17 protein-coding genes are annotated in these 14,755 nt (G+C 67.6%); 4 read left to right on the top strand and 13 right to left on the bottom strand.

All coding sequences use genetic code 11. The features are described from left to right. The first annotated feature begins 12 nt into the window (after window positions 1-12). Both CA951_RS25130 and CA951_RS25125 read left to right on the top strand, forming a co-directional pair. The gene (locus tag CA951_RS25130; RefSeq protein ID WP_087559423.1) at window positions 13-891 is read left to right on the top strand and encodes a metal ABC transporter ATP-binding protein; all 879 of its coding nucleotides are present in this window, start codon (window positions 13-15) and stop codon (window positions 889-891) included. Next, the gene (locus CA951_RS25125; RefSeq protein WP_072939481.1) at window positions 888-1,781 is read left to right on the top strand and encodes a metal ABC transporter permease; all 894 of its coding nucleotides are present in this window, start codon (window positions 888-890) and stop codon (window positions 1,779-1,781) included. The genes CA951_RS25130 and CA951_RS25125 overlap by 4 nt, the downstream gene beginning before the upstream one ends. 20 nt (window positions 1,782-1,801) lie before the next feature. Here the strand turns inward: CA951_RS25125 and CA951_RS25120 are convergent, their stop codons facing one another. From CA951_RS25120 to CA951_RS25095, 6 genes are all read right to left on the bottom strand, one after another. Continuing rightward, the gene (locus CA951_RS25120) at window positions 1,802-2,338 is read right to left on the bottom strand and encodes a DUF3558 family protein (protein WP_087559422.1); all 537 of its coding nucleotides are present in this window, start codon (window positions 2,336-2,338) and stop codon (window positions 1,802-1,804) included. Beyond that, window positions 2,335-2,748: a hypothetical protein gene (locus tag CA951_RS25115; protein ID WP_087559604.1), complete on the bottom strand. Its 414-nt coding sequence runs from the start codon at window positions 2,746-2,748 to the stop codon at window positions 2,335-2,337. The genes CA951_RS25120 and CA951_RS25115 overlap by 4 nt, the downstream gene beginning before the upstream one ends. Window positions 2,749-2,947: 199 nt before the next feature. Further along, the gene (locus CA951_RS25110) at window positions 2,948-3,448 is read right to left on the bottom strand and encodes a DUF3558 domain-containing protein (RefSeq protein ID WP_087559421.1); all 501 of its coding nucleotides are present in this window, start codon (window positions 3,446-3,448) and stop codon (window positions 2,948-2,950) included. Between the two features lie 26 nt (window positions 3,449-3,474). Next, window positions 3,475-3,888, bottom strand: coding sequence for a hypothetical protein (locus CA951_RS25105; protein WP_087559603.1), 414 nt, complete (start codon window positions 3,886-3,888; stop codon window positions 3,475-3,477). 51 nt (window positions 3,889-3,939) lie between these two features. Further along, the gene (locus CA951_RS25100; RefSeq protein ID WP_087559420.1) at window positions 3,940-4,701 is read right to left on the bottom strand and encodes an ESX secretion-associated protein EspG; all 762 of its coding nucleotides are present in this window, start codon (window positions 4,699-4,701) and stop codon (window positions 3,940-3,942) included. Next, complete coding sequence (locus CA951_RS25095; RefSeq protein WP_087559419.1) at window positions 4,698-5,897, bottom strand: hypothetical protein; 1,200 nt, start codon at window positions 5,895-5,897, stop codon at window positions 4,698-4,700. Before CA951_RS25095 ends, CA951_RS25100 begins: the two co-directional genes overlap by 4 nt. 129 nt (window positions 5,898-6,026) lie before the next feature. Between CA951_RS25095 and CA951_RS25090 the strand changes: the two genes are divergently transcribed. Continuing rightward, a complete protein-coding gene (locus CA951_RS25090) occupies window positions 6,027-6,785 on the top strand; it encodes a LamB/YcsF family protein (RefSeq protein ID WP_087559418.1) in 759 nt (252 codons plus the stop codon). Further along, entirely contained in the window at window positions 6,785-7,405 is a 621-nt protein-coding gene (locus tag CA951_RS25085; protein WP_087559417.1) for an allophanate hydrolase subunit 1, read from the top strand. Before CA951_RS25090 ends, CA951_RS25085 begins: the two co-directional genes overlap by 1 nt. A gap of 21 nt (window positions 7,406-7,426) precedes the next feature. Here CA951_RS25085 and CA951_RS25080 read toward each other — a convergent pair whose 3' ends face one another. The 7 genes from CA951_RS25080 to CA951_RS25050 form a co-directional block, all read right to left on the bottom strand. Further along, the gene (locus tag CA951_RS25080; protein WP_087559416.1) at window positions 7,427-8,380 is read right to left on the bottom strand and encodes a PDR/VanB family oxidoreductase; all 954 of its coding nucleotides are present in this window, start codon (window positions 8,378-8,380) and stop codon (window positions 7,427-7,429) included. Continuing rightward, on the bottom strand, window positions 8,361-9,386 hold the full coding sequence (locus tag CA951_RS25075) for an aromatic ring-hydroxylating dioxygenase subunit alpha (RefSeq protein WP_087559415.1): 1,026 nt from the start codon (window positions 9,384-9,386) through the stop codon (window positions 8,361-8,363). Before CA951_RS25075 ends, CA951_RS25080 begins: the two co-directional genes overlap by 20 nt. Before the next feature lie 19 nt (window positions 9,387-9,405). After that, complete coding sequence (locus tag CA951_RS25070) at window positions 9,406-10,176, bottom strand: SDR family NAD(P)-dependent oxidoreductase (RefSeq protein WP_087559414.1); 771 nt, start codon at window positions 10,174-10,176, stop codon at window positions 9,406-9,408. Further along, the gene (locus CA951_RS25065; RefSeq protein ID WP_087559413.1) at window positions 10,173-11,678 is read right to left on the bottom strand and encodes a C45 family autoproteolytic acyltransferase/hydolase; all 1,506 of its coding nucleotides are present in this window, start codon (window positions 11,676-11,678) and stop codon (window positions 10,173-10,175) included. Before CA951_RS25065 ends, CA951_RS25070 begins: the two co-directional genes overlap by 4 nt. Further along, window positions 11,675-12,511 (bottom strand): polysaccharide deacetylase, encoded by an 837-nt coding sequence (locus tag CA951_RS25060; RefSeq protein WP_087559412.1) that lies wholly within the window; start codon window positions 12,509-12,511, stop codon window positions 11,675-11,677. The genes CA951_RS25065 and CA951_RS25060 overlap by 4 nt, the downstream gene beginning before the upstream one ends. A 192-nt stretch (window positions 12,512-12,703) precedes the next feature. Further along, window positions 12,704-14,191, bottom strand: coding sequence for an APC family permease (locus CA951_RS25055; RefSeq protein WP_218780515.1), 1,488 nt, complete (start codon window positions 14,189-14,191; stop codon window positions 12,704-12,706). A 113-nt stretch (window positions 14,192-14,304) separates the two neighbouring features. Beyond that, window positions 14,305-14,755, bottom strand: a 451-nt coding sequence (locus CA951_RS25050; protein ID WP_143543094.1) for an aminotransferase class III-fold pyridoxal phosphate-dependent enzyme, incomplete at its 5' end; no start/stop codon positions are given.

Raw genomic sequence — 14,755 nt, 5'->3', positions numbered from 1 at the left:
ACTGATCGGCTTGTGACAGAACCCACTTCGAAGAACGCCGGCAACGGTCGCGTCCCCGCACTGGAATTGACGGGGGCGCGACTGTCCTTCGGTGAACGCACACTCTGGCAGGACCTCGACCTCACCGTGGAACCCGGCGAATTCGTCGCCGTCCTCGGACCCAACGGGTCGGGCAAGACATCGCTGCTCAAGGTGCTGCTCGGCCAGCTCGCACTCAGCTCCGGCACCGCGCGCATCGCCGGAACCCCGGCGCGGAAGGGCAATTCGCACGTCGGGTACATCCCCCAGCAGAAGTCGCTCGACGACGGGTTACCGCTCCGCGGCCGCGACCTCGTCGGGCTCGGCGTCGACGGCCACCAGTGGGGAACCGGCCTCCTCCGGCGAGGCCGGCGCCGGGCCATCGTCGACGCGGCGATCGCCGAAGTCGGCGCCCAGCACTACGCGGACGCGCCGATCGGTTCCATGTCCGGCGGTGAGCAGCAGCGACTGCGGATCGCGCAAGCCCTCGTCGGCAACCCACGGATGCTGCTGTGCGACGAACCGCTGCTCAGCCTCGACCTGGCCAACCAGAACCTCGTGTCCGGCCTCATCGACCGGCGCCGCCGCACCCACGACACCGCGGTCCTCTTCGTCACCCACGAGATCAACCCGATCCTCCCCCTCGTCGACCGCGTGCTCTATCTCGTCGACGGCCAGTTCCGCATCGGCAAACCGGAAGAGGTCATGACGTCGGAGGTGCTGTCCGAGCTGTACCGCACCGACGTCGAGGTGCTGCACGTACGCGGTCGCCTCGTCGTGATCGGCACCGGCGACGCCATCGACGCACTCGGCAGCGCGGGCGGCCTCCGCCCCGGCGAGGGTGTGCACCACACGGACGAGGGACACGCATGAGCAACAAGTTCACCGACGCCATGTCACGCATGTTCGACGTCTCCGCCACCGTCGACCTGCTGCAATACGACTTCGTGCAGCAGGCCCTGATCGCGGGCGCCATCCTCGGACTCCTCGCCGGAGCCATCGGGCCGCTGATCGTGAGCAGGCAGATGTCGTTCGCGGTGCACGGCACGAGCGAGCTGTCCCTGACCGGCGCATCCGCTGCCCTGCTCATCGGCGTCAGCGTCGGGGCAGGCGCCATCGCCGGTTCCGTGGTCGCGGCCGTCCTCTTCGGGCTGCTCGGCGCCAAGGCCCGCGACCGTGACTCCGTGATCGGCGTGATCATGGCATTCGGGCTCGGACTGTCCGTGCTGTTCATCTGGTCGTACCAAGGGCGCACCGGCACCAGTTTCTCGCTGCTGATCGGCCAAATCGTCGCACCCGGCGACAGCGGCCTGCAGTTGCTACTCCTCTGCGCCGTGCTCGTCATCGGAGTCCTCGGCCTGATCTACCGTCCCCTCCTGTTCTCGAGCACCGACCCCGACGTCGCCGAAGCCCGCGGCGTCCCCGTGCGCGCCCTGTCGATCGTGTTCGCCGTCCTCGTCGGCATCACCGCCGCCCTCGGCGTCCAGATCGTCGGCGCACTGCTGGTCATGGCACTGCTCATCACCCCCGCCGCAGCCGCCGCCTACGTCACTGCCAGCCCCCTCAAGGCGACCATCCTGTCGATCGTATTCGCCGAACTCGCCGCCGTCGGCGGCATCCTGCTGTCCCTCGCACCCGGCGTGCCCGTGTCCAGCTTCGTCACCACGATCTCGTTCGTCATCTACCTCGCCTGCCGGCTCAGCGGGTCCTCACGACGCAAGAACGCCGGACGCATCGCCCACACCCACGCACACACGCACTGAGCCGGATCGATGCAAGCCGCCTACAGGTGGTCGGGGAAATACGGCGCTAGCGCCGTCGCCACCTTCGTGGCCTGATCACACGCCGCATCCACAGTCGTGAAATCCTCCAACTCGCTGTACCCGACCATGAACTCCAAAATCCCCGGCTCGATCGCCACCGACACCGTGCACGCACTACCACCGCGAAAATCCGACACCAGCGCACTCCGCCCACCGATCTCGGTCTCCCTCAGGACGTTGAAGCGGTCGTCGCTCGCGATACCACTGAAAGGTGCGCCGATGGCCGAAGCCACGACCACGTACGAGGGATCTCGGGACAAGAACCCGCATGCATGATTTGGAGGGTCATCTCGATCCGGCATCCGGTCAGGCGGTGCCGCATCGATCCTCGCCGCGGCGAGCGCTTCCGGCGAGAAGGCATCGCATGGCTGGTAGGCGATCTCGACCGCAGGCTCTCCAGCAGGCTCCCCGTCGACCGGCTGAGAGCATGCGACGACCCCGACAACCGACAGGAGACTCAAGCTCCCCATCGTCGCGCGGACCGCGAAACGCGTCATAGTTGCACCCCAACGGATCCCAATCGCGCGGCGGTTGCAGCGTCCTGCTCTCCATAGCTCGCCAAGACAGCCTCGAACATCGACTTCATATCCGACGCGTAGGTCTCGTGCGCCAGAAACAAGCCCACCGCAGTGTTTGCGAACTCGATGTCATCTCCGCCGATCGCCTTTTCATCAAACTTTCGCGCAAGTTGCTTGGCCGACTCGATGTCTTTTTCCCCGAGTCCGAGGTCCGCAGCGCGAAGTTCTCGGCGTGCTCGGCCTCCGAGAAGCTTCATGCGATCCGCATGGTCCTGACACAGCTTGATGCACTGCGCTAACCCTGCCGGGTCGAGTTCGAGCCGGCCGCCCCCGACGACGTTCTCGGTGAAAGCTCTCCAACCCGCTTCCGGTGCTTCTGGCCCCGCCATGTTCGTGTCCCCTCCCTGTGTCCCCACCTGTGCAATCGCCGGCGCGTGGCAATCTACCAACCGCGGGCACCGACCGGGCTCCTGACGACGCAAGAACGCCGGACGCATCGCCCCCACTCGCACTGAGCCGCCACTTTCCGCGAACCTAGGGCCGAACCGGCCCTCGAACCCCGAAGAGTGGAGGCTCAGTACAACTCCTCTACAGGTGGTCGGGGAAATACGGCGCCAACGCCGTCGCCACCTTCGTCGCTTGATCGCACGCCGCGTTCGCCGTGGTGAATTCCGGGCTTCCCTCGCTGTAGAGAATGTCGAAGTCGAGGACTCCCGGCGCGATGTCGACCGCGACACTGCACGATCCACCGAGGAAAAGCCCCACTACAGCGCGGCGCCCGCCGATCTCGGTTTCGTTGACGACCTCAAAGCGGTCATCTCGCCGAATGTCCTCGATGGTGTCGCCGCGAGCAGCGATCGTGATCCCGTAATAGGGATCGTGCGACGTGAACATGCAAGCAAAATTCGAAGTCGACTCGTGATCCGAGCGACTAGGAGGGCGTGCGTCTATCCGCGCCTCCTTGATCGCCTCGTTGGGCAGGTCGTCGCATGGGTGGTAACCGATAGCCGGAGCGGGGTCGACTGTTGCTTCGCCGTCGGAGGATTGCTCGCAGGAAGTAGCGAATCCCACCAGGACCAGTGCCGACATTGCAGTCGCTGCGGCTCGCTTGCCGTTCACAGTTCGGTTCCCGCGGCGCTCAGGGTTCCTGCGATCTGCTCATCCTGCTCCTGGTATCGGGCAAGCACAGCCTCGAACATCGATTTCATATCTCGCGCGTACGTTTGATGAGCCGTGAAGAGCCCACGCGCAGTGTTGCCGAATTCGATGTCCTTACCGCTGATCGCCTTCTCGTCGAACTTTCGCGCAAGCTCGGCTGCAGACGCAATGTCCTTCTCTCCGATCCCGAGATCGGTGGCGCGTAGCTCCTCATTTGCGCGGCGGGCGAGATCACCCATGTGATCCGCATGGTCCTGACACAGCTTGATGCACTGCTCTAACCCTGCCGGATCGAGTTCGAGCCGGCCGCCCCCGACGACCGTTTCGGTGAAAGCCTTCCAACCGGCTTCCGGTGCTTCTGGTCCCGCCATGGTTCTGTCCCCTCCCTCTGTCCCCACCTGTGCAATCTCCGGCGTGGCAATCTACCAACCGCGGGCACCGACCGAGCCTGCCCGAGGCGTCGTACCCACCCTGATCAGGGTGTCGAGCGAGGATACGAGCTGGTCGGGACCTGCCGGGTGCGCGGCGGCGGGATCGTGTGGGCCGATCACGTAGCGGCCGTCGCCGGCAATGTCGATCCACTGCATGACGCCGACGTCGCGGCCCGTGCCGTAGCGGGGGCCTCGGAAGACTCGGATCTTGCCGCGGCCGACGTATCCCTTCTGCACCGCGGATTCGAGTCGCGGGACGGGAGCCGCCCGGTTGACCTCCTGCAGAATCCCCTGCGAGAAGTGGATGTCCTCTTCGTTCCGTCGCTGGAATCGGCGCCTGCCGGCGGCGTTCTGCGGGATGAGGCCGATCAGTTGCGCGCCCAGTTTTCCGGCCTGCCCGGCGCCGATCACCACGTCGCCGCCGATCCGTGGTGTCCGGCCGGGTAGTTGTGACGCAATCACGACCCACTGCCGGCGCTGGGCACCGATGATGCGGATCGGTGTCTCGTCGGCAGTGGAGCCGGAGATCTCGACATACACCTCGGGCTCGGCGAGCACGCCCAACGCCGACTTCACGTCGTCGTGCTCGGCTCCCGCGAACGCTTCTCGTATCCGGCTCTGTTCCGCCACATAGGCGTTGAGTCCGGGATGTGCGCTCACGATCCGGAACGGGTACGGGATGCGGTCCTGCCCGGCGCCGGCCCACAGCGCGTCGAACAGTTCGGGACGCAGCCGCCAATTGCGCATGCTCATGCGCCGATCACCGGCGGCGAAACGAGGGGCAGTTTGCCGATCAGCTCGTTGCCGTTGTCGAGGGTGATCAGGTAGTCGGGGGTCTTGTGTTCCTTGTCCTCGCCGCCGCCCTTGGCAGCCCCCGGGGCGCCGCCCATCATTCCGCCGCCCGGGCCGGTGCCCCGCATCCCGGCGCCGGTGCGACCACCGGTTGCAGCACCCGCGATCCCGGGTGTTGAGCCCGGCCGGGCGCCTGCCCCCACCCGACTTCCGGCGCCGACGCCGCTCGCGCTGCCCAGCCCGCCGACGCCGAGTCCGCCTGCTCCGGCACCTCCACCCGCACCCGCACCCGGGGCTCGTGAGCCGGCACCCGAGGACGAATCGCCACCCGGCGGCACGGCCGATCGGCTCTGCGCTGCCTGATCACCCGTCACCGAGGCCGGGGTAGTCGCCGCCGGCGCGGTGGCCGACGCCGGCACGGTGGCCGACGAAGGCGCGGTGGCCGACGAAGGCGCGGAGTCCGCATTCTGCGGTGTGTCGTCCGCTGCGGGAGTACCGGGCACAGCGGATGCATCGCTGTCGGGTGCGGCACCGGAACTCGGCTGGCCGACGCTGGGTCCCCCGAACCGATCGCTCGAGCTGGGGGCGCCGCTCGAGTAGTCGACGCCCGGAGCGGACGGACCCGAAGGAACATCGACGATGCTCTCCGGTCTCGTGAACGACGGGACGTTGCCGTCCGAAGTCGCGAGCCCCGGGTTGTAGATCGTGGCCATCTTCTCGCGCGCTTCGCCCTCGCGCCGGTAGTACTCGTCCTCGGTGTCCGTGTCCCAGGGCGTCAGCTTGTCCCACAGTCCGGTGCCGATGGTTTCGGGAACCTGCGACCGCAGCGACGCGACCGTCTCCGCCAACGGGGTCAGCGCCGCCGCCACGCCGTGAAGCTGATCCTGCGCCTGCGGCGCGGACGTCGAGTACCGCTCGGTCTCGATGTAGGCCGCCGACGCGGCAGCCCCCTGCCAGCTCTCGCTGATCGTCTTCTTGATCGCGTCGCTGAACTCGACGATCGCGTCGTGGGCCGTCGTCCCGAGTTCGGTCCAGGCTCGCGCGATGCCGCTCACGTGCTCGACGTTCATGCCGGCGACGGCGCTCGCAATCCTCGCGTGGTCCCACTGGTCCGAGTGGAAGTTCTCGGGATCCTTGATGTATGCCGGGTCGGTCACGTTTCCCCCTCCGATGGCGCGGTCCGCCACACACGGTCAATTGTTCTGACGCAGCAGGACCCTCACCGGTTCCGCCCGCCCCCGCGAGAGAATCTACAAGACGGCCCTCGGAACCCTAATATCGAATATGTGCCGGCAATCGATCTGAACAGCGACCTCGGCGAGAGCTACGGTGCTTGGACCCTCGGCGACGACGTCGCGATGCTGAACCTCGTGACCAGCGCCAACGTGGCCTGCGGTTTCCACGCGGGTGATCCCGCGACACTGTGGGCGTGTTGTTCCGCGGCGTCCGAGTTGACGGTCCGGATCGGCGCGCAGGTGGGCTACCACGACCTCGCCGGGTTCGGACGCCGGTTCATCGACGTCGCACCGCGCGATCTGACGGCCGACGTCGTCTACCAGATCGGCGCCCTCGACGGTCTCGCCCAGGTCTCCGGGTCCGCGGTGGCGTACGTGAAACCGCACGGCGCGCTGTACAACGCGATCGTGCATCACCGCGAGCAGGCCCGCGCGGTGGTCGCGGCGGTGACCGCGTACGACGACACGCTTCCGGTTCTCGGTCTGCCCGGTTCGGTGTTCCTGGAGGAGGCCGAGAAGGCCGGACTGCGGACGGTCACCGAGGCGTTCGCGGACCGCGCGTACACGCCCGAGGGAACGCTGGTCCCTCGCGGGACGGACGGCGCGGTCCTGCACGATCCGGCGGTCGTGGCCGAGCGGGTCCGCAGACTCGTCGTCGATCACACCCTCGAAGCGGTCGACGGCACCGTCCTCGCGGTCACCGCCGAATCCGTCTGCGTGCACGGCGATACGCCCGCCGCGGTCGAGATGGCCACCGCCATCCGGTTGTTGCTCGACGCCGAGGGCGTCACGGTGGAGCCGTTCGTGTGATGCGCATCCTCGACGTCGGAGAAAGCGCGATCCTTGCCGAGTTCGAGGATCAGGGCACCGTGCTCGCGCACTTCCGTGCTCTCGACGACTCCCGGCCGCCCGGTGTCCGGGAGGTGATACCGGCGGCGCGCACCATCCTGGTGCGGTTCGACCACGGCGCGACGAGTCGCGACCGCGTCGCCAAGTGGGTGCGGAGAACGGAACCGGCGGCGGCGGTCGCCGAGGACGCCCCGGAGGAGGTCCGGATCGCCGTGCGCTACGACGGGCCCGACCTCGAGGACGTGGCCGAACTGACCGGGCTCGGTGTCGACGGCGTCGTCGCCGCACACACCGGAACACCGTGGACGGTGGCGTTCTGCGGCTTCGCCCCCGGTTTCGGATACCTCACCGGCGGTGCACCCGAATTGCACGTGCCGCGCCGCTCGACGCCGCGGACCTCCGTCCCCGCCGGGACCGTGGCGCTCGGTGGGGAGTTCACAGGAATCTATCCCCGCAGTTCGCCCGGCGGGTGGCAGCTCATCGGGACCACCGACGAGACGATCTGGGATGCCGGGCGCACTCCCCCTGCCCTGCTCCGCCCCGGTGTGGTGGTGCGCTTCGCACCCGTGAGTACTTATTAACGTCGGGCGGTTAACAAGTACTCACAGGTCCAGGACCAGGCGGTGTCCCCTCGCCCGGGACACGCAGATCATCATGCTGTTGCACTGCGCGCGTTCGCTTTCGGTGAGGAGGTCGTCGCGGTGGTCGACGTCGCCGCCGAGGACCTTCACCTCGCAGGACCCGCAGATGCCCATCTCGCAGGACGACGGGTGGTCGATTCCGGCGTCGCGGACGGCCTCGAGCACCGTTTGGTCGGGCCGCACCGGGACGACTTTCTCGCTGCGGGCGAGTTCGACCTCGAATTCTCCGCTCGACTCGACCACGGGGGCCGCCGCCGCGAACCGTTCGAGGTGGAGGTCACCGGCGCGACCCGCCTGCGACATCCGTTCCACCAGCGCGTCCATGAGGGGTGTCGGCCCGCAGCAGTAGACCGCCGCCCCCGACGAGGACGCCACGACGGACTCCAGATCGAGGTGACCGTGCGTGTCCTGCGGCACCAACCGCACCGCGGACGGGTCCAATTCGCTCACGAATGCGAAGTGCTCGGCGGTGCGGGCGCCGTACACCAGTTCCCAGGTGCGACCGCGCCGCTGCACTTCGCGGATCATCGGCAGCATCGGGGTGATGCCGATGCCGCCGGCGACGAAGACGTACCGTTCCGCTTCTGCCAGCGCGAAGTTGGAGCGTGGCCTGCCGATCTCGACGAGTCGGCCCGGACGCAGCTCGCGATGGACCTCCACCGAACCGCCCCGGCCTGCGGGCAGTTCGAGGACGGCGATGCGGTAGCGGGACTCGTCCGCCGGGTCGCCGCACAGCGAGTACTGCCGGATCGTGCCCGACGGCAGGTGCACGTCGACGTGGGCGCCCGGTTCCCAAGCGGGCAGCGCGGCACCGTCCGGGTGGGCGAACTCGTAGGAGGTGATCGACTCGGCCTCCCGGCGGGCTACGACCACACGCAACCGAAGGGTGTGCGGATCAGACGAACTCGTTGACATGACTGCCGTCCTTGACGCGGTTCATCAGTTCGGTGAACGAGCGCCGGTAGTTGAGGGTGAACAGATCGGCGGGCACGGAGAATTCCTGGAACTCCGAATCCCAGGGGATCTCTCGGGGTTCGATGAATTCGACGATCGGGATGTCCTCGAGGTACACCATCTCCTCGACGCGCAGGCATTCCTCGAGGTCCGCGCCACGGTAGCCCACCTCGTTGGCGACGCCCCAGAAGATCTTGACGTGCTCGTAGTCGATCGGCGAGGGGAACCCGGCGACGACGCGGCGTCCCAGCTTCTCGTAGTGATACGTGATGGACGCGAGACCCGGTGCGGAGCAGCGGTACCGCATCATGCAGTTTCCGTCGTTGGCCCAGTCGCCGGAGCCGGCGTCGAGGGGCCGGTCCATCCAGACGTCGAGGCCGTCCCGGTTGACGTTCAGCGGTTCGACGACCTCCGGGGTCGGGCCCATCGACACCTTGTGGACGAACGGAAAATGTGCGACGTCGCGGAAGTTCTCGATCGTCACCCCGACGCCCACGGACGAGTCGATGGGTTCGGCGGCAAGCCATTCGAGGTCGAGGCCCTGCCACTCCTCGATCTCGTACATGTCGCGGATCGGGTCCTCGAGCACCGTCCAGACGTGGCCGAACCGTTCGACCGCGGGGTAGGTGGTGATCGAGGCGCGCGGCGGGATCTTGCCCTGATCCGCCAGGGACGGGATGCGGCTGCAGCTGCCGTCGGTGCTCGAGAACTCCCAGCCGTGGTAGGGGCAGCCGATCGAATTCCGGCGCACTTCGCCCATGGACAGGTCGCCGCCGCGGTGCGGGCAGCGCCGGGACTGCACCGAGATCCGCCCCTCGCCGTCGCGGTAGATCACCAGGTTGACGCCGAGAAGTGTGGCCGTCTGGGGCTTGTCGAGGTCGCAGAGGCGCGCGACGGGGAACCAGGAGCGGCGCATCGACGCTTCGGCCAGTTCACGTTTGGTCGGGGTGGGGATCGAGGTGGTCACGAGGGTCCTTTCGGGGAGTTCAGGCGCCGACGACGAGCGCTCCACCGTTGACCGCGAGGGTCTGACCGGTGATGAAGGCGGCTCCGTCGGAAACGAGGAAGGCGACGGCCGCGGCGATTTCGTGGGCGTCGCCGAGACGGCCGAGGGGGACGGCGGCGAGTTCTTCGGCGTAGACGTCGTCGGGGACCATCCGGGTGTGGATCGCGCCCGGGGCGACGGCGTTGACGAGGATCTTCTGCGAGACGAGTTCGGAGGCAAGTGCCTTCATCAGCCCGAGTTGCGCGGTCTTGGACACCATGTAGCCGTAGGAGTGCCCGTCCGGCACCTGCCCCCACTGCGAGGAGATGAAGATGACGCGGGGCGCCTCGCTGCGGGCGAGGAGCGGCGCGGCGGCCCGGGTGACGGCGTACGGCCCGAGGACGTTGACGTCCAGGTAGGGCCGCAGGTTCTCGACGGGTGTGTCGCCGAGAGTCTTCCAGTCGTGCATGATGCCGGCGTTGTGGACCAGGATGTCGAGGCGACCGAAGTTGTCGTTCGCGACGGCGACGACCCGCTCACCGGCGTCCGGTGCGGTGACGTCCAGTTCGAGGCATTCGACGCGGCGGCCGGTGCTGTCGCGGATCTCCTTGGCGACCGCCGACAGTTCCGCGGCGTCGAGGTCGGCGACGATCAGGTCGGCGCCGCGGGCCGCGAGGGTCCGCGCGTGTGCAGCACCCATCCCCCGGGCCGCGCCGGTGACCAGTGCGACGCGGTCGTCCAGCCGGACACCGGGAATCGCTGTGAGACTCATGCTTTCGATCCCACGATGTGCGGCTCGGTGACGTACAGCATGTTGCCGTCGGGGTCGAAGAACGGGCGGTACTGGTACCAGGTGCCGCTGGGGTGCTTCCACTGGATCCGTTCGTCGACCCATTCGACCTGCCCGTCGAGCGCGGCCTCGGCCTCGTCGAGGCTGTCGACCTCGAACGCGATCGAGTCGTAGCCGGGCGCGTTGTCGGGGTTGACCGCGGTGCGGCGCGGCGCATGTTCGCCCACTTCGGATTTGAAGATGTACAGCGTGACGTTGCCCATGTCGATCGCCGCCCACTCCTCGTCCTTCTCGTACGGAAGGTGGAAGGGGAGCCCGAGGACGCCGTGGTAGAACTCCACCAGGGCGTCGACATCGCGTGTGAGGATGTCCATGTTGTCGATGCGCTTCAGTTTCAGCACGGTGTTCTCCTTGGTCGGTGCCGCGAAATCGGCGGGAATGGTGCAGGGCCCACCGGAATGGGCGGTCAGGGTTCCGTTCTCGACGTCGAGCGAGACGGTGGCGAGGGTTTCGAAGCGTGCCGACGCCGGCAGCGCCGGATCGACGTGACAGCACGTCGCTCCGCCGCCGAGCAGGTGCGACGTCATCGCCTCGACAACCGCGGGTGCGTCGACGTCCGGCCTGCCGGCCAGTCGACGGCGGAGCATGTCGAACCGGATCACGGTGTCCGGTCCGTCCCGGAGTTCCCTGTCGTGCAGGTTCGCCGGACTGCTGAGGAAATGGTTGGTGTGGACGAGGAGGCCGTCGGGGTCCGGCAGGGCGTACCCGATTCCGCCGGGGTTGAGTTCGACGCTCACGGCAGCGGATTCACCGCCGGTGCTCGCGACGAGCGTCAGCGACGTCGATGCGGACACCTCCGCCTGGGCGAGCCGGACGAGCGCGTGGTTGAGATCGCGCGACTCGTCGAGCACGGCGCGGGCGAGCACGTGCACCGGGACGCCGATCCCGTTCCCGTCCCCGGTGTGGTGGAGGATGTTGAAGTGCACGCCGAGGCCGCGGTCGTTGACGCCGATCTTGCCGACGATGCCGTATTCGGTGACGGTGGTGGTCAGGTGACCGTTGTCGTGCGGAATCTCCCAGACCAGCCACAGGTCGGCGAGTTCGGCGAACCAGTCCCATGCCTGCACGGAAACCGGTGCCGCCCCGCCCCGGAGCCGGACGACCGTCGAGCACTCGCTCGGCGTGGTCGAGCCCACTGCCGCAAGCACTTCGGTACGCGCATTGATCGCCGCAACCCCGGTCACCGGCAGACCGGCGCCCTCCGCGATGCCGGCGATCTCGTCGGCGAGCACGGGTGCGGCTGCCGTGATCCGCTCGAGGGCGAGGGTCCCCCAGTGATCGAGGTCGACGGCCTCGCCGGCGGCGCGGTCGAACAACCGCTGGTACGCGGCCACGGATTCACCGATCTGTTCCGCGTGGACGCTGCCGAACTCATATCCTCGATCCCACGGCCGGGTCTGCGCGGACCGGAACCGGCGCGTCACGACGCCACCCGCAGCCGCGGCGCCACCAGTTCGGCGACCTCGTCGAGGCGGGCGAACCACACGTCGCCGGATTCGGCCATGTGCGCCACCACCTGCTCGAACTGGGCGAGCCGGTAGGGGCGTCCGATGACCTCGGGATGCATGGTGAAACTCGTGTGCCTGCGTTCGGCGCGGGCCGACTCGAATTCGGCTGTCCAGCAACGACGCAGCTCTTCGGGGTCGGCGACGTTTCCACCCCCGTCGATGTTCCAGCCGAAGCGCGGCCAGTCGTCGAGCGACCAGTGGACGGGTAGTTCGAGGATCTCGAGGCCGTCCCACGACTCGACGTACGGGCGGTCGTCGCCCATGCAACTGGAGTCGTAGAGGAATCCGCGTTCGACGAGCAGTCCGAACGTCTCGGGGGTGAGTTCCCAGGACGTGGAGCGGTATCCCCGCGGCCGCGGGACGCCGAGCCGCTCGAGAGCTTCGAGGCCCCTGTCGATCTCGTCGATCTGCTGCTGCTCGCTCACCTTGTCGCTGCGCAGGTGCAGGTGTCCGTGGTGGCCGATCTCGTGGCCCGCGTCCAGCAGGCTCTCCACCATCGCGGGATGGTGCTGCGCGGTGTGTCCGGGGACGAAGAACGTGGCCGGAATGTCGTAGCGGCCGAGCAGGTCGAGGATGCGCGGCACTCCGCGCGTGACGCCGTAGCGGCCCTCGGACAGGATGGTCAGACGGCGCGCGTACTCGTCGCCCTCCCCGAGCCAGCCGGCCTCCGCGTCGACGTCGAAGGTCAACGACACTGCGGCGGCCTTGCTGCCCGGCCAGTCTGCGGTGGGAAAGTCCTGAATCGTCAAGACACGCTCCTCTGATTGCGCCGCTTCGGCGGCGGGTGTGACTCGATGCTGCGCATTTCGGCATCCAATGCGGATTGATTCAACGCTTTGCGTGTTGAAGACCACATTAACAGCGCGCAAACCGCCACACAACCCCAGAAATATTAAAACTTTGCGTCGAACTCCGACGCTCCTGCTGCGCATTGCGCAGCGTCAGTCGCCGCTCTGCGGTTCACCGTCCCGCAGCGCCGCGTAGACAGCAGGGCGGGACCGTCGCATCCTCAGGGCGACGACCACACCGACGCCGTACGCAGCGATGACCAGCCCTCCGATGATCAACGCGCCCAGCCGATCTCCGATGAGGAGTTCGAAGTTGGCCACGACGAGAGCGACCACCGCGAGCAGACCGAGGATCGCGAGCGACGGTGCCACGACCGTGTGCCACCGGCGCTTGTCGAGATCGTGCATGCGGAAGAACACAATGACCGCCAAGTTGGTGAGCGCCATGAGCAGGACGATCCCGAGCGTCGCCGCACCGGACAGCCACGTGTACGCCTGAGTGATCGGGTCGATACCGCTGACCGCCACCACCGCGAGCAGCACTCCGGAGATCGCGGTCAGGACGATCGACGAGCGCGACGGCGCCCCGTACTTCACGCTGACCCGGCCGAGCGTCGACGGCAGCACTCCCATCGAGCCGAGGGTGAACTGGTATCGCGTGATGACGTTGTGGAACGACAGGACGCACGCGAAGACGCTGGTCACCACGAGGAGTTGCATGACGTCGTGCACGACCGTCCCCGCGTACCGGGTGGCGAGGGCGAACACCATGTTCACGGGATCGTCCGACGCCGTGTCCACCGCATCGGACACACCGGCACCGACGACCACCGCCCACGCGGACAGCGCGTAGAACGCACCGATCGACACCACCGCGACATACGTTGCCCGCGGAATGGTGCGGTCGGGGTCGCGCGCCTCGTTTCGGAACACGGCCGTGGCCTCGAACCCGAAGAAGGCGAAGAACGCGAACATCAGACCTAGTCCGGGCGAGCCGTCGAACACCGTGGTCGGCAGCACGGGCGCGGCGGTCAGTCCTGCGGCGCCGCCCTTGACCAGGATGGCGACATCAAGCACGACCACGATGAGCGCCTCCGCGATCAGGAGTACCCCGAGGACCTTGGAACTGAGTTCGATGTCGCGGTACCCGAGCACGGAGACGATCCCGAAGGCCGCGAACGAGAACACCCACCAGGGGACGTCGACATGGAGGTACTGCGCGGCGGCGTTGCTCGCCGCCACACCCTGATAGGAGTAGACGGCGATGAGGAGCATCGAATACGACACGAGCGCCAGCAACGCGGCACCCAGCCCGTTCACCCGCCCGAGCCCGGCCTGCACGTACGAGTAGAACGCCCCCGCATTGCGGACGTGCCTGCTCATCAGCGTGTACCCCACCGCGAACAGTGTGAGGATGACGGCGGCGATCAGGAAGAACAGCGGCGCACCGATGCTGCCGCCGAACGCGATGACGATGGGCACCTGGGCGGCGACCACGGCGAGCGGCGCGGCAGCGGCCACCACCATGAAGACGATGGCGCCGACGCCCAATCCGCGGTTCAGGGGATGCGCACTCTGGCCGCGATCGGGGCCGTTCGGTCCGGCACCGCCATTCGCGGACAGCGAGGAGTGGGAAGTCATGATTCTGCCGTTCTCGTGAGAAGGGGCGATGCGCGCGCGGCGCACCGGAAACACGAAGGCGGCACCTCGACGCCGTTGTCGAGGTGCCGCTTTTCGGCGCGGGACCCGTTGCGTTACAGCAGGGTCCAGGCTTCGGTGAGGACGCTGCGCAGGATGCTTTCGATCTCGTCGAATTCGGCCTGCCCGCAGATCAACGGGGGTGCCAGTTGGATGACCGGGTCGCCGCGGTCGTCGGCCCGGCAGTACAGACCGGCGTCGAACAGGGCGGTGGAGAGGAACCCGTGCAGGATCCGCTCGGCCTCCTCGTCGCTGAACGACTCCTTGGTGGTCTTGTCCTTGACCAGTTCGATGCCGTAGAAGAAGCCCTCCCCGCGCACGTCCCCGACCATCGGCAGATCCAACAGTTTGTCGAGGGTGGCTCTGAACGCCGGCGCCTGCTCCGCGACGTGCGCGTTGAGGCCCTCGCGTTCGAAGATGTCCAGGTTCGCCAGCGCCACCGCCGCGGAGACCGGGTGCCCGCCGAAGGTGTAGCCGTGCGCGAACATCGACGTCCCGTCCNCGAAT

It is taken from the genome of Rhodococcus sp. NCIMB 12038 (genome assembly GCF_002165735.1).
GTDB lineage: Bacteria > Actinomycetota > Actinomycetes > Mycobacteriales > Mycobacteriaceae > Rhodococcus_F.
The sequence above is the reverse complement of the archived record's forward strand: the minus strand, read 5'-3'. Positions and strand labels throughout refer to the sequence as shown.